At 53.2% G+C, this 15091-nt stretch carries 12 protein-coding genes; 3 read left to right on the top strand and 9 right to left on the bottom strand.

Annotation, left to right across the window (positions count from 1 at the left end; translation table 11 throughout):
• Positions 1-142: 142 nt before the first annotated feature.
• From E0E37_RS09025 to E0E37_RS09015, 3 genes are all read right to left on the bottom strand, one after another.
• Positions 143-1063: a copper amine oxidase N-terminal domain-containing protein gene (locus E0E37_RS09025; RefSeq protein ID WP_130862701.1), complete on the bottom strand. Its 921-nt coding sequence runs from the start codon at positions 1061-1063 to the stop codon at positions 143-145.
• Between the two features lie 199 nt (positions 1064-1262).
• Positions 1263-2657, bottom strand: a complete 1395-nt coding sequence (asnS, locus tag E0E37_RS09020; protein ID WP_130862868.1) for an asparagine--tRNA ligase — start codon at positions 2655-2657, stop codon at positions 1263-1265.
• Positions 2658-2927: 270 nt separating this feature from the next.
• A complete protein-coding gene (locus E0E37_RS09015) occupies positions 2928-3692 on the bottom strand; it encodes a GNAT family N-acetyltransferase (protein ID WP_130862700.1) in 765 nt (254 codons plus the stop codon).
• Between the two features lie 220 nt (positions 3693-3912).
• On the opposite strand from E0E37_RS09015, the gene E0E37_RS09010 reads away from it, so the two are divergent.
• Positions 3913-4938, top strand: coding sequence for a helix-turn-helix domain-containing protein (locus tag E0E37_RS09010; RefSeq protein ID WP_130862699.1), 1026 nt, complete (start codon positions 3913-3915; stop codon positions 4936-4938).
• 356 nt (positions 4939-5294) lie between these two features.
• On the opposite strand, the gene E0E37_RS09005 is transcribed toward E0E37_RS09010, so the two are convergent.
• From E0E37_RS09005 to greA, 6 genes are all read right to left on the bottom strand, one after another.
• Positions 5295-5483, bottom strand: a complete 189-nt coding sequence (locus E0E37_RS09005; protein WP_130862698.1) for a hypothetical protein — start codon at positions 5481-5483, stop codon at positions 5295-5297.
• A gap of 12 nt (positions 5484-5495) precedes the next feature.
• The gene (locus tag E0E37_RS09000; RefSeq protein WP_130862697.1) at positions 5496-5984 is read right to left on the bottom strand and encodes a hypothetical protein; all 489 of its coding nucleotides are present in this window, start codon (positions 5982-5984) and stop codon (positions 5496-5498) included.
• A 33-nt stretch (positions 5985-6017) separates the two neighbouring features.
• Positions 6018-6629, bottom strand: coding sequence for a TetR/AcrR family transcriptional regulator (locus E0E37_RS08995; protein ID WP_130862696.1), 612 nt, complete (start codon positions 6627-6629; stop codon positions 6018-6020).
• 351 nt (positions 6630-6980) lie between these two features.
• On the bottom strand, positions 6981-7172 hold the full coding sequence (locus tag E0E37_RS08990) for a hypothetical protein (RefSeq protein ID WP_130862695.1): 192 nt from the start codon (positions 7170-7172) through the stop codon (positions 6981-6983).
• A gap of 226 nt (positions 7173-7398) precedes the next feature.
• Positions 7399-8931: a lysine--tRNA ligase gene (gene lysS, locus E0E37_RS08985; protein WP_207302938.1), complete on the bottom strand. Its 1533-nt coding sequence runs from the start codon at positions 8929-8931 to the stop codon at positions 7399-7401.
• Positions 8932-9091: 160 nt separating this feature from the next.
• Entirely contained in the window at positions 9092-9565 is a 474-nt protein-coding gene (gene greA, locus E0E37_RS08980; RefSeq protein ID WP_130862694.1) for a transcription elongation factor GreA, read from the bottom strand.
• A 598-nt stretch (positions 9566-10163) separates the two neighbouring features.
• On the opposite strand from greA, the gene nifJ reads away from it, so the two are divergent.
• Together nifJ and E0E37_RS08970 are read left to right on the top strand one after the other, a co-directional pair.
• Positions 10164-13751, top strand: coding sequence for a pyruvate:ferredoxin (flavodoxin) oxidoreductase (nifJ, locus tag E0E37_RS08975; RefSeq protein WP_130862693.1), 3588 nt, complete (start codon positions 10164-10166; stop codon positions 13749-13751).
• Positions 13748-15088 (top strand): acetyl-CoA hydrolase/transferase family protein, encoded by a 1341-nt coding sequence (locus tag E0E37_RS08970; protein ID WP_130862692.1) that lies wholly within the window; start codon positions 13748-13750, stop codon positions 15086-15088. The genes nifJ and E0E37_RS08970 overlap by 4 nt, the downstream gene beginning before the upstream one ends.
• Positions 15089-15091 lie beyond the last annotated feature (3 nt).

Raw genomic sequence — 15091 nt, 5'->3', positions numbered from 1 at the left:
TGTTCTCCCGTGCGGCTGTTTTCCATCTGATCCCCCATAGGGGCCGTATAAAAACACCCGCGGCCAATGTGGGTCCATTGACGCGGGTGTTTTAGCTGATCGTTCGCCGAGCGCTTTTCAGCGCATAGTCGATGATGTTTTGCTAGTGAATGACGTCGTATCCATATTCAGAAGTGTAGTTGAAGGCCACCTCCATCGTCTGCTTTATACCGCTCTCCTGTGTGGTCGTCACCTTTATCACTATGGTATTTTCCGCCTGATCTTCAAAGGGTGCCCAGATAACGCATCCGTCCATGTATCTGTCAAAGTCGTCGGTCACTTCTTTGAGGAACGCCAGATCTTCAATGTTTAATTTTTCAATGACAGCCGCCTTACCGTTCACCGTGGCGGAAGCGATGGTGCAGGAGGTCGTCTCCGACAAGTCAAACAGACTTCCCTTGTAAAGCCCCATGGTGAGCTGGCCTTTCGCACTCCCCAGTATATTCCAATACGTAGCCGAATCTTCGCCCAGATCCCACTGAAGCGTCACTGTGGAGGTCCCCTCGTCCCAGCCCACCGAATATCCCATGGTTTCCGCCAGGTACTTGACAGGGGCGTAGGTTCTCTGATTCTTCACAATGGCCTCCGTGTCCATGGCTATCGTTTTCGTTTTCGTCTTCACTACAGTAGTTTTATCCAGATCCTCAGTATCATACCACAGATGGCTGTAAACCGCTTCTTTGCTCCCGATGGTGAATACCAGGGTCGCTTTGCCGACGAAATAGGCCCTCGGATTCTCTTTGTTCTGTGTACCTATCATGACTGTGTTTTCCGGAGTAAACTCTCTGGTAAAGGTCACCGTTTCCTTTTCCTCGTCCCACGTTACAGCAAGTCCCATGGCGCCCGCAATGGCGGAAAGGGGCGTCAGCGTACGGAAATTGGCGTCCACGAAGGGCTGCGCATCCTGAAATGAGACTTCCTGCTCTCCCAGCATGACGGTGATCTTGTCCGCGCCGAACGCGCTGAAGGGCGCCAGACTGAATACTAAAACGATTGCTAATACTACAGCCAGTGTGCGTTTCATATTTTAGCCTCCTTGATGATGAAAAAGTAACCGTTCTTTTATTATAATGATTTTTATCGGTATAAACAACTGGTTATCCCTTCGAATCCGCCTGTACTGGCAGACAAAAAACACCCGCAGCCAATGTGGGTCCATTGACGCGGGTGTTTCATTTTACGATATTCGCCCCCCTGCAAAGGGCTGCATTTCTGCCGGCGGCTTAGAATTCCGCTGTCTTCGGCGTTCTGGGGAAGGGCAGCACGTCTCTGATATTGCCCATGCCAGTGATGTACATGATGATGCGTTCGAAGCCCAGCCCGTAGCCTGCGTGCTTCACACCGCCGTACTTTCTCAGATCCAGATACCACCAGTAATCCTCCTCGCGGAGACCCAGTTCGTGGATCCGGCTCACCAGTTTGTCATAGCGTTCCTCTCTCTGACTGCCGCCGATGATCTCGCCCACGCCGGGAACCAGCAGGTCCATGGCGGCGACTGTTTTATCATCGTCGTTCATACGCATGTAAAACGCTTTGATCTCCTTGGGATAGTCCGTCACAAATACCGGCTTCTTGAAGATCTCTTCCGTAATGTATCTCTCGTGCTCCGTCTGCAGGTCGATGCCCCACTCCACGGGATACTGGAACTCCTTTCCGGACTTCTTAAGCAGGTCCACGGCCTCCGTGTAGGTGACCCGGGCAAAATCCGAGCTGACGATGTGATTCAGCCTGTCCAGAAGTCCCTTGTCCACGAACTGGTTGAAAAAGTTCATTTCCTCCGGCGCGTTTTCCAGCACATAGTTGATGATATATTTGATCATGGCCTCAGCCAGCTCCATATTGTCGGAGAGGTCCGCAAAAGCCACCTCGGGTTCGATCATCCAGAACTCGGACGCGTGTCTGGCCGTGTTGGAATTCTCCGCACGGAAAGTAGGTCCAAAGGTATAGACATTTCGGAACGCCAGGGCGAAGGTCTCCGCCTCCAGCTGGCCGCTGACGGTGAGATTCGTTTCCTTGCCGAAAAAGTCCTGGCTGTAATCTATTTTTCCGTCCTCTGTCCGCGGCGGGTTCTCCATGTCCAGCGTGGTAATGCGGAACATTTCTCCCGCTCCCTCGCAGTCGCTTCCTGTGATAATGGGCGTGTGCACGTAGACAAAATTGTTTTCCTGGAAGAACCTGTGGATGGCGTAAGCCACCAGCGATCTCACGCGAAAAACTGCGGAAAACGTGTTGCTTCTGGGCCTCAGGTGCGCGATCTCACGCAGGAACTCCATGCTGTGGCGCTTTTTCTGCAGCGGATAGTCGGCGTCGGATCCCGCTTCGACGACGATCTTCTTCGCCTTGATCTCAAAAGGCTGCTTGGCTTCCGGCGTCAGCACCAGCGTTCCTTCCACGTACAGCGCGGCCGCGATGGGAGCTTTGGCGATCTCGTCAAAATTATCTATGAAGGCATCCTCATAAACCACCTGAACGGATCTGAAAAAGGTCCCGTCGTTCAGCTCCACGAATCCGAATTTATTCGACGCCCGGTTCGTTCTCACCCAACCCCTTATGGTCACTTCCTGATCCCCGTATTCTCCGCTCTCGCGGAATAATTTCTTCAATTGAATGTCTTTCATTTGATCCAACAACTCCTCTTCCTTCGCCCGCGCCGCGGGCCAGTTTAAAATGCTGACAGGAGCTACGGCGCTTACCGCCATAGCTCCCCAAAAACCATATTATATTGATCTCCGCATAGACCTGCGCGTTTTGACCTGCGTTTCTTTCTATTCTTGCACATTTCAGCCGCGATTATGCCAAAATAAGTATATCATATGCCCTGAAGATATTCAAGCCAACGATTTTGGTCTTTCAGCCTGGCTTTCTGCCTTTTCTCAGGGGCGGCGGGTTCAGTCTGTGATCTCATAAGCCGGGTACTCCCGTTCGAAATGATATCCCAGCTTTTTCGCCAAGGCCAGCGACCACAGGTTCTGCGCGTCCCAACTGGGATACAGGCCGCGGTCCAGACATTCCAGGATCAGCTTCGCGCCGCAGGCGAAGGCCAGACCTTTTCGCCGATGATCCAGCCTGGTGTCGATCTCGATCTCGATGCCTCCCTGATAACTGGAGTACGACGACGCGCCGGCCGCCAGCTCTTCCCCGTGCATGACCGCCACGCCCAGCCCCCAGCTCCGATAGTCGCCGTAATCTCTGTACAGCGATACCAGATCGCGGCTCCACTCCTCCGACAGACATCGGCGGTACAGCTCCTCGTCCACAGGCCGGAAGGTGTAAGACGCCGGCAGCGAGGCGGCCGCCCTCCGCAGATGACCTCTGTCAAAGACGTCCGGCTCTTTCTTCAGCGCGTACCGCGTCACCTTTCTCACCTGCTCCCCGCAGCTGCTCTCGATGAATTCCGCCCAGGCGCTGTTCTGCGGAACCAGGATCGCAAACTTCCCGCTCCTCCACTCCGGACAGAAGCGCAGCATCTCCTCATCCGGCGTTCCGGCCAGAAAGCTGAAGTCCCCGATCATCGCAGCCGCCGAGACTGGTTTTTCCCCATTATCGCAGTAGATCTCACCCATTACATTCTGCAGGCAGGACCAGACCGCGGTCTCCTGCCAGCCGCGAAACAGTGGTTCCGCGCGTTTCGTATCTATCAGTTTGACGACCATGTCACACTCCCCGTTTCTCTTCCGACTCCGCCTGAGCCGCAGCCCTGCGGGCCGCCCCGCAGACCATCCCCTATATCATAGCGCATAGCCGCCCCCGGCGCAAGACTGGGAAAACCGTCCGCTCAAAATGGCAAAATGAAAGGAATACTCGCTTTGTGTCCTATACTTTTTGTTATAGATGCTGTTTAATGTAATTGAAACATACACAAGGAGACTGACGATGGATCAAATAAAGATCGGGGCTTTTTTAGGCGCGATACGCAAAGAAAAAGGATTGACGCAGGAGCAGCTTGGAGAGCGGTTAGGCGTAACACAGAAAACAGTTTCCCGCTGGGAAACCGGCAGGAATATGCCCGATCTATCTACGCTTCCCGCCATCTGCGATGTTCTGGATATCAATATTACTGAACTGATGAGCGCAGAACGTGTCGAAGGGGAGCAGGTGACGAAATCTGACACATCAAATATGGCCCGTGATCTGATCCGTTTGGCAACTCAAAAAAAGAATAGTAAAAAGATAGTCGGCGCAATTTTGTCGGCGTTGCTTACAGTTGTATGTATGGTCGGCCTGTACCAATATGAATTCAGCATTAATGTCGAGACCACCGCCGACCTGGAGACCGCCATCAATGAGTATCACTTTAACGATGAATTATCATCCGATATTTTAGAGCGCACAGTCATCCGCAATAAACTGTATGTTCTCTATGAACAGGGCAATCACCCCGGTGCCAGCGGTCTTGCCTGTCTGGAAAAAGGGATTTTCGGACGATACCGGATAATAAGCTGTACTGATGTTGAAGATCCGTTGATCTTTATCGTTTCGACAACCTGCGCCGGGCAAAAGTACATGATATCCTTTGGCGTAAATCAGCTTCCAAATGTGAGATCATATGCTGTTTATGGTTATGATCGATCAAACGCCTCCCAGAATATTACAGTGGATGACGAGGGCGAATTGCTGTTTTCTTTTGCCTATGAAGGATCGCCGTTTCTAACGGTGACAGAGATATCTGATCATATTTCAATTAGGCCATACGGAGCAAAATACTTTGACGAATCGGGAAAAGAAATCAGTAAGACCACACTGAAGGATCAGTTTGATATAGATATCAACGCTGTAAACTGTGGGTACGGCACCGCTGAATTGGGAATGCTCTACTTCTTTGAAGCAGTCATCCTGATTCTGGGCATTATTTTCATCCGTTATTTTCTTACCGATGTGATCAAGCAGAAGAAGCCCTAGGGCGCCGGGCTGATCACCGTAGACATGGTCAACAAACGCCAATCGGCAGCCTGTTTAAAGTGTGAAAGGGCCGTTTTTTCTTTTTGCCTTGTATTAGCTAGTCAAAAAGAAAAAAATAGATGACGTAACGGGCGTATCAGCCGCCCGTCTTGTCGATTTATGTCGCTTTTTTCTTTTTAGAAGCGGGTTTGACATGAAACAGGAAAAATATTTCCTATATTTTTTATAAAATATATATTTTCCCCATTTATTTTTCGTTTTTGAGCCTGTTTTGTTGGCAAAAAGAAAAAATCGGGAAACCATACACGCATTTTCCTTTTCGGCAGGCCGCCGTCACTTCCCTGCCTGCATTTCAGCTATTCTTCCCGCGATCCTCCCTCTTCCTGCTCTGGAGGAAGGGGATGCCATGCAGGCGGTTCCTTTTTCCGGAAGAACAACCTCTTCAGAAGGCCCAGCGCCCCCTCCACTATGTGAAACCAGGCATGGCCGGCCACGAATACGATGACAAGGACGGCCAAAACCGCACCGATCTCTCCCCAGGGCATATTCTCACATCCTTACTTTGTCTTATAACGGTTCATGAAGAAGTCGGTAAACTCTTTGACCTCCTGATCCTGGGAGACATAGACATACAGGCTTTCGTCCTCCAGCCAGTCATAGATGTTGATGCCGATGTAGCCTTTTCGGTCAGGATAGATGATGAAAGCGTCCGTGGGATACTTGTTGCGATAGGCTTTAAGGATCTCCGAACGGCGGTAATACGCGGGGTCGCCGCAGCCGGAGAGATCCGGGACAGTGGGCACCACGACGATGGTCTCATTCTCCTCGTTCCAGCCCACGATCAGGTTGCCGATTTTGCTCTTGCTGCCGTGGACCAGACCGTAGTTGAAGCGGCTCACGTCCTCGGTAAAGCCGAAGACCAGCTTGTAGCCGTCGCCGTTTTCCACCACCTGATTAAAGAGCGTCCGCATCTTACCTCTGTTGGCGTCGCTCTTGGCCATGTCGATCTCCGGCTCTTTGCTGAACAGTTTTCCAAAAATGCCCATAATTATTTACCTCCTGTATTTTGAAATTTTCTTTTACTGCCTGCGCAGGGTCTCCATATAGTCAAGGATGGATCTGATCTGAAAGGCGGTCATCTCATCGGCGGCGTCCGCAAAGAGAAAGGGCAGCGTATCCGGAACCGCTTTGTGGAGGATGGCGGCGGAGAATACCAGATTGCCCAGCAGCTTTACCGTCTGCGGCTCCACGTCGACGCCGAAGACATGCAGCAGCTCTGTAAAAAACCTTAGCCTTCTTTTCTGGAACTCCTGGCGATTTTCACCCGACAGGCACTTTGAAAGCGCCTGTTGTTCCTCCACACTCATAATGGCGAAGCGGCTCTCTCCACCATAACAAACGTTGTGAAGGAACTGGCCGACCCCATCCCGCCAGTCCAGCGAAGCGTCGTCCATCAGCTTTTGCGCATACGCCAGCATCTGAGGCTGCTGCCGGTAAAACGCCTGCACGACCAGATCCTCCTTTGCTGGAAAAAAAGAGTAGAAAAAGGTGCGCGAAATCCCCACTCGGGTGTATATTTGTTCAACGGTCGTGTGCTGGATGCCTTGCCCGGAAAAGAGTTTCAGCCCTGTGTCGATCAACGCCTCTCTGATTTTCTCCCGTTCTGCTTCAGAATAGCCTATTTTAGGCATCGTGTTTCCCTCCCTCGCTCACAATATAAATACAAATTCTAATATTTGTTTTTATTTTACCAAAACAGATCGGATGATGCAAGAGGACATTACCGATCTTTGTGAAATTAAAAAAACCGCCGCAAGCTTTGGAATGAAAAAGCTGCAGCGGGTTTTATAAGAATCAGACTGTTAAAATCATATAGTACGGCTACTTAAAAGCAGCTTTTTTCCTAACGCGCTCCTCAGTGAAAGGCTTCTTGGCCACAGACTGATTTCTTGGATTTGAAGAGTTGGAGTCTTATCCTCCTGATTCCGCTGGGGATACTGCGCCCTGATTTCCCGCTTCGCCGGCGGGAAGATTCGTTACTTTTACTCGCTGAGCAGAAAGTCAACGATGTTGATCTGCTTAATGCCGTCCTCGTTCATGGACATTTCGTCCATGGACAGGATGTACTTGGGGTAGTAATCTCCCACCTTTTTCAGTGGAGCAATCTCTCTGTCAAAGGTCCCGGGGTCAAGTACGCTGGCCGCTACCTGATAATAAGTTTCCTTTGGAAACATGATTCGCCCTGCGGGCACACTTTCACAGGGTAAACTTTTTTGTTATTCCGTCTCAATATTGACGGAATAACAAAAAAGAGCTGCCTGGCTTTGATCGCCAGGTCAGCCCTTCGTACTGCGTCATCCTGTTTTGCAGGATCCGCCGCAGCATTTGTTGTCACAGAAGTGAAATCTATATTCGTTGTTCGCCTTTCTTCACAGAGCGTGCGTCCTATGCTGAGAAGGCTTACTTGTCCACCGGCTTCATGGTGGGGAACAGAATGATATCTCTGATGGAGGGCGCGTCGGTGATCAGCATGATCACACGGTCGATTCCGATCCCCAGACCGCCTGTGGGCGGCAGACCCACCTCCAGCGCGTTTACGAAGTCCATATCCATGGGATGCGCCTCGTCGTCGGTTCCGTCGTCAAGCTGCGCCTGCTGCACTTTGAACCTCTCGTACTGATCGATGGGATCGTTGAGCTCGGAGAAGGCGTTGGCGATCTCCCAGCCGTTTACATATGCCTCGAAGCGCCGGGTGATTCTCGGATCCACAGGATCTCTCTTTGCCAGCGGCGAAACCTCTACAGGATGGCCGACGATGAACACAGGCCCGTCCAGATATCCCGGAACATCCTCGCAGAACTCCTCGAACATCTCCGCCAGGATCTTTCCTCTGGTCCAATCTTTCACATCCTCCGGATCCATCCCTTTTTCAAGGGCGGCTTTTCTGGCCTCCTCGTCGGTCTCGATGGCGCTGAAGTCCACTCCAGTGATCTCTTTCACGGCGTCGGCCATGTTCAGTCTTCTCCACGGCGGAGTCAGATCGAACGTCTTGCCCTGATATTCGATGACCATGCTGCCCGTAGCGGCCAGCGCGGCCTGGGAGACCACCCGCTCGGTGACTTCCATGGTATTTTCCATATTCCCGTAGGCCATGTAGCACTCCATGGACGTGAATTCCGGATTGTGGTTTCTGTCCATGCCTTCGTTCCGGAACATTTTGCCCATCTCATAAACCCGGTCCAGGCCGCCCACGATCAGACGCTTCAGATACAGCTCGTTGGATATGCGCAGCTTCATGTCCAGATCCAGCGTGTTGTGATGTGTCTCAAAGGGTCTGGCGTTGGCTCCGCCTGCGATGGTGGTCAGGATCGGCGTATCCACTTCCAGATATCCGAACTCGTCCTCCAGAACGCGTTTGATCTCCTTGATGATCTTTGCCCGCATGATGAATGTCTCTTTCACATCCGGATTGACGATCAGATCCACATATCTCTGCCTGTAGCGCTGATCCTGATCCTTCAGGCCATGCCATTTGTCAGGCAGCGGCTGGAGGGACTTGGACAAAAGCACCGCCTCCTCGGCCTTCACGGAGATCTCGCCGTGTCTCGTCTTGAATACCTCTCCCTTGACGCCCAGGATATCGCCCAGGTCGTAGGTCAGAAAGATCTCATATTCCTCCGGAGTAATGGCGTCCTGACGAACATAAACCTGAATTTTTCCCTGCTTGTCCTGGATATCGATAAAAGAGGCTTTGCCCATCTGACGTTTGGCCGTGATCCGTCCGGCGATCACCACAGGTTTTCCGTCCATGTCGTCAAAGTTGTCTTTGATGTCTTTGCTGTGATGGTCCACGTCCCACTTTTCGATGAGGAACGGATTTCTGCCCATAGCCTGCAGCTTGGCCAGCTTTTCCCGGCGGATCCTGCGCTGTTCGTTCAGGTCCAGCTCGTCCGCTTCCGGCGTCATTGCGTCTCTGTTCAATTCTTCACTCATATTTCCTCTTTTCCGGATATCAGCAGATACCCTTGTTTTATGCAGACAGACCCGCGCCGTAACGGCGCGGGCTGCATAGCGGCTCTCCGGAGGCGCTCCCGGCCACGGGCTGCGCCAATTTAGAAGGTCCTGTTCACGACAGCCTTCCCGCGAAACTGTACTACTTGCGGATCTCCAGCACTTTGTACTCCAAAACGCCTACTTCCGCCTGGATCTCGACCACGTCGCCTACGGCTTTTCCCAGCAGGGACTTGCCCACAAGGGATTCGTTGGAGATCTTTCCCTCAAAGGGGTCCGCTTCCGTGGAACCCACGATGGTGTACTCCATCTCTTCGTTTGTCTCCACATCCAGCACTTTGACCGTGAGACCCAGGTTTACATGCTCCCCGGTCAGATCCGAATCGTCGATGATCTTTCCCTTGCGCAGCATATTTTCGATTTTAAGTATTTTTTCTTCCAGTTCCGCCTGCTCGTTCTTCGCGGAGTCGTACTCGGAGTTCTCCGAAATATCCCCGTAGGAGATCGCTTCTTTGATCCTCTCCGCCACCTCGGCTCTTCTCACCGACACCAATTCCTCGTGTTCCGCCACGAGCTTGTCATAACCTTCTTTTGTTAACAGAATTTCATCTTCCATGCTTGCCTGTCTCCTTTTTCATTTTTAGTCAAAAACAGCACATATCGCGGTCTCCGACAGTTCGGCATGGCCACGATCCACTGAAAATTTCGCCGTCGCACGGCTGAAATTTTCTAATTATATAAGCTGTGTTTCTGCACATATTTTATACCCGGGCAGCCTTTCTTTTTTTAGAAAGCTGGTTTCATATTCCTAAAATTATAAAGTACTTTTAAGTGTTTGTCAAGATTCAGTCAGCTTCTTCTTCCACGGCAGATTCCGTGGTTTTCTTCTATAATTTTTCATTATAAATTCTTCTTTTTCAATAAAAAAAGGTAATATAATCAAAAAATTTCTTCTGCTAAATATCCGAAAAAAGCAGATCGATCCCGCTTCATCCAACCGCCGATTATTTGTATTAGTCTGAATAATTTGTGAATTTGAACAATCGTTTTGTTTCTGAAACACAAAAAAACATAAAAAATATACGTTTTTTTGATTTTTACAAACAAAAATGCTTTGACAACGTTTTTTTTTCGTTGTACTCTAAAAGTGAAAAAAATCCATCTGAATTTTATTTTAGTATTCTGACGCATTGATACCCAGGAGGTGTTTTGGAATGAAACATACAAAGACAATGGACGGAAACGAAGCGGCGGCGTATGTCGCTTACGCGTTTACAGAGGTGGCCGCGATCTATCCGATCACACCCTCCTCGCCGATGGCCGAGCTGACGGACGAGTGGGCCGCGGCCGGCCGGAAAAATCTGTTCGGCCAGACTGTCAATCTGGTTGAGATGCAGTCGGAAGCCGGAGCTGCTGGCGCCGTTCACGGCGCTCTTGAAGCCGGCGCCCTCGCCACGTCCTACACAGCCTCCCAGGGTCTCATGCTTATGATCCCCGCCATGCACCGCATATCCGGTCAGCGTCACCCCGGAGTGCTCCATGTGGCGTCCCGTACCGTGGGCACCCACGCCTTTTCCATATTTGGCGACCACTCGGACGTCATGAACTGTCGTCAGACCGGCTTTGCCATGCTGTCCACAGGCAGCGTGCAGGAAGTCATGGACCTGGCGGGAGTGGCGCATCTGGCGGCTATCGAAGGCAGCATCCCCTTCCTCCACTTCTTCGACGGCTTTCGCACCTCCCATGAGATCCAGAAAATAGAATGCATCGACTACGAGGATTTCCGCTCCCTGCTGAACATGGACGCCGTGGAAGCCTTCCGCAGGGGGGCTCTGAACCCGGAACATCCTGTCATGCGAAGTACCGTTCAAAACCCTGACGTCTACTTCCAGGTGCGCGAGGCCAACAACGGATTTTACCGGAATCTCCCCGATATCGTGGAGTCTTATATGCAAAAGATCGGCCGGCTCACAGGTAGAGAATATCATCTGTTTGATTATTACGGCGCACCGGACGCCCGGCGGCTTATTATCGCCATGGGCTCAGTCAGCGGAACGGTTCGTGAGACCGTGGAGGATCTGAACCGCCGAGGGGAAAAGGTAGGTTTCCTTCAGGTCCACCTGTATCGGCCCTTTTCCCCGGCGCACATGCTGGCCGCCATCCCGGAGTCGGTGGAACGAATTGCGGTCCTGGACCGCGTCAAAGAATTGGGCGCGCCCTGCGAGCCCTTATGCGAGGACGTCTGCGCAGTCTGGGCCAACCATTCCAACGCGCCTTTTATCTGCGGCGGCAGATATGGCCTTTCTTCCAAAGACACCACGCCGGCTCAGATCAAAGCGGTCTACGATAATTTGGCCTGCGACTCGCCAAAGAATAACTTTGTCATCGGCATTACCGATGACGTTACCGGCCTTTCTCTGGATGAACCCGCCGGCTACACGCTGGAAAACCCCGCGGTCCGCAACTGTAAATTCTGGGGGCTGGGCTCAGACGGCACCGTGGGAGCAAATAAAAACTCCATAAAAATCATCGGCGAGCACACCGACATGTACACCCAGGCTTATTTTGAATACGATACGAAAAAGTCCTTCGGAGTCACAAAGTCTCATCTTCGCTTCGGAACAGCGCCTATCCTGAGCACCAGTCTGGTCAAGCGCGCGGACTTTATCGCCTGTCACAATCAGACCTATCTGCAGAAATACGATATCCTGTCCGAGCTGAAAAACGGCGGCGCCTTCCTCCTGAACTGCGACTGGACGGAGGAACAGCTGGAGCACAAACTGCCCGCCGCCGTAAAACGCAGTCTGGCGGAAAAAGACGCCCGCTTTTATATCATCGACGCTGCAAAGGCGGCGGAGGAACTGGGCCTGGGCGGTCACTCCAACATGATCCTGCAGGCAGCCTTCTTCCAGATCGCGTCCATCATCGATCCGAAAGAGGCGATCCAGTATATGAAAGAGGGGGTCGTCCGCTCCTACGGCAAAAAAGGGCAGGATGTGGTGGATAAGAACATGGCCGCCATCGACAGAGGCGCTTCCGCTCTCATGGAAGTGAAGGTTCCGGCTTCCTGGCGTCGCGCCGCGGAAGAGCAGGAGACCCTCAGCGGCGCTGAAGCGCAAAAGCCCGCAAAACCCGCTATCATCGAACGTATCCTTGAACCGATCAACGCTCAGAAGGGTGACGACCTCCCGGTCAGCGCCTTTGTGGGACTTGAGGACGGCACCATGCCGCCGGGTACCTCCGCCTACGAAAAGCGCGGCATCGCCACACACCTGCCTCTGTGGGATCCGGACGCCTGCCTGCAGTGCAACCGGTGCTCGCTGGTATGTCCCCACGCGGCCATCCGTCCCTTCCTGTTAAGCGAAGAAGAAGCGGCTATGGCGCCGGCCGGCTTTTTGACCCGGCCCGCCAAAGGCGGTTCCACGACGTCGTACCGCTATACCCTCCAGCTTTCCGCCGCTGACTGTACCAGCTGCGGAAACTGCGCCGACGTCTGCCCCGCAAAAGGCGGCGCCCTCCACATGCGGCCCGTCTCAGAAATCCCACCGCGGCCGGATCACTGGACGTTCGCCCTCACCCTATCGGAGAAGGCGGAAGCTATAAATTTCACGAATGTAAAGGGCAGTCAGTTTCGCCAGCCTCTTTTGGAGTTCTCGGGCGCCTGCGCCGGCTGCGGCGAAACGCCTTACATAAAACTGCTGACTCAAATGTTCGGCGATAAAATGTATATCGCCAACGGAACCGGCTGTTCCCAGGCCTGGGGCGCAGCCATGCCCTGCGTGCCCTACACTACGGATAAAACCGGCCGCGGACCGGCCTGGTCCAACTCCCTCTTTGAAAACAACGCCGAGTTCAGTCTGGGCATGTTTATGGCCATAAATCAGCAGCGGAACGCGGTGCGCATGAAAGCGGAGACGCTGCTGTCCGCAGCAGGCGGTTTCACAAGCCCGGAGAACGGCGACGGCTCCCACAGCGAATTGAGAGCAGCGCTGAAAGACTGGCTGGACCACTTTGACGATCTGGAAAGCTCCCGCCAGTCGGGGCGGCGGCTGGTCTCCGCCCTGAAGCACGCGCGGCTCACCGGCGCGGACGCAGACGCCGCCGCCTTTCTCCTGCGTCATCAGGACCAGCTTGCGAAAAAGACCGTCTGGATGGTGGGCGGCGACGGCTGGGCATACGATATCGGCTTCGGGGGCCTGGACCACGTCTTCTCCTCCGGAGAGGACCTCAACGTCCTCGTAGTCGACACGGAGGTCTATTCCAACACCGGCGGCCAGTCCTCCAAGGCCACGCCCCTGGGTGCGGTGGCACAATTCGCCGCCTCCGGAAAAAAGAGCCGCAAAAAAGATCTTGGCATGCTCATGATGAGCTACGGCAACGTCTACGTAGCGCAGGTATCCATGGGCGCCGACCCAGTCCAGCTCCTGAAGGCTCTGGACGAAGCCCAGAGGTACAGGGGACCCTCCCTGGTCATCGCCTACGCTCCCTGCGTCAACCACGGCATAAAAGCCGGCATGAAAACGGTGCAGCGCGAGATGAAACGGGCTGTGGACGCGGGCTACTGGCATCTGTACCGCTACAATCCCGACAGGAAGGAACGCCCCTTTATTCTGGACTCAAAGGAGCCCACCCTGGACTATATGGAATTTCTCAAAGGCGAGGTCCGGTATTCCTCGCTGGAGCTGACCTTCCCGGAGAACGCCAGAGAGCTCTTCGCCCAGGCGGACACGGAAGCCAAAGAAAAATACGAACGCTACAAGGCCCTGTCCCTGCAGTCATATAACGGAGGAACAGCGAAATGAGCTATCTGGACGAATATAAAAGCAAACTCGTCTCTCCCCAGGAAGCCGCTGGGCTTGTGTCATCCGGCGACTGGGTAGATTTCGGAATGAATTCCAATATTCCCGAACTGTTCGACGGAGCTCTCGCCCTGCGAAAGGGCGAGCTGTCCGACGTAAAGATTCGCGGCGGCCTGTCTCTGCGGCCCCTGCAGATCGTGGAGCAGGATCCAGATCAGGAAAGCTTCAATTACAACAGCTGGCATTTCAGCGGCATAGAACGCCGCTACTATGACAAAGGCCAATGCAGCTACATGCCCATGACCTACCGCAATCTCCCCGAGTATTACAGGAGATGGCTGGATGTGGACGTGGCCTGTCTGGCCGTAACGCCCATGAACAAGGACGGTTATTTCAATCTGTCCCTGACTGTATCCGCCGGCAGCGCTATCCTGAAAAAAGCAAAGAAGGTCATTCTGGAGGTAGATGAAAATCTTCCCTGGGCTATGGGCGGTTTTGGCGAATGCATTCACATTTCCGAAGTGGACGCGATTATCGAAGGAGCGCACAGCCCTCTGCCGGAGCTGCCTCCGGCGCCGCTGTCGGACGCCGACCGGGCCGTGGCTTCGCTCATCGTGCCCCGCATCCGCGACGGCTCCACGATTCAGCTGGGCATCGGCGGAATGCCGGTGGCCATCGGCGCTATGATCGCCCAGTCCGATATCAAGGACCTGGGAGCTCACACGGAGATGTTGTGTGATTCCTATCTCGATATGTTCGAAGCTGGAAAACTGACAAATAAACGAAAGACCGTAGATCCCGGGCGGGCCGTCTGGTCTCTGTGTCTGGGGACCGCCCGGCTGTTCCGATGGCTCCACGAAAACCCTGATCTCTGCGGCTGTCCTGTGGACTATGTCAATTCGCCGGCGGTCATGGCATGCCATGACGATCTGGTGGCCATCAACAACTGCGTGGAGGCGGACCTGTTCGGCCAGATCTGCTCCGAATCTTCGGGAGTCCGCCAGATCAGCGGCTCCGGCGGGCAGCTGGACTTCGTCACCGGTTCCTTTATGTCACGGGGAGGGCAAGGTTTTATCTGTATGTCGTCCACCTATTTTGACAAAAAGGAGAACCGGGTAAGATCCCGCATCGTTCCCACCTTGGCCCCAGGCGGCATCGTAACAGATCCCAGAAGTCAGGCCTTTTACCTCGTTACGGAATGGGGCGTGCAAAATCTGGCGGGACGGACCGTCTGGGAACGTGCGGAGCGCATCATCTCCCTGGCCCACCCCGATTTCCGTGAGGAGTTGATCCGAGAAGCCAATAAAATGAAGATATGGCGAAACAGCAATAAGAGGTGATCA

Source organism: Bacilliculturomica massiliensis (genome assembly GCF_900605495.1).
Classification (GTDB): Bacteria; Bacillota; Clostridia; order Peptostreptococcales; family Anaerovoracaceae; genus Bacilliculturomica; species Bacilliculturomica massiliensis.
This window is presented reverse-complemented; position numbering and strand designations above follow the sequence as displayed.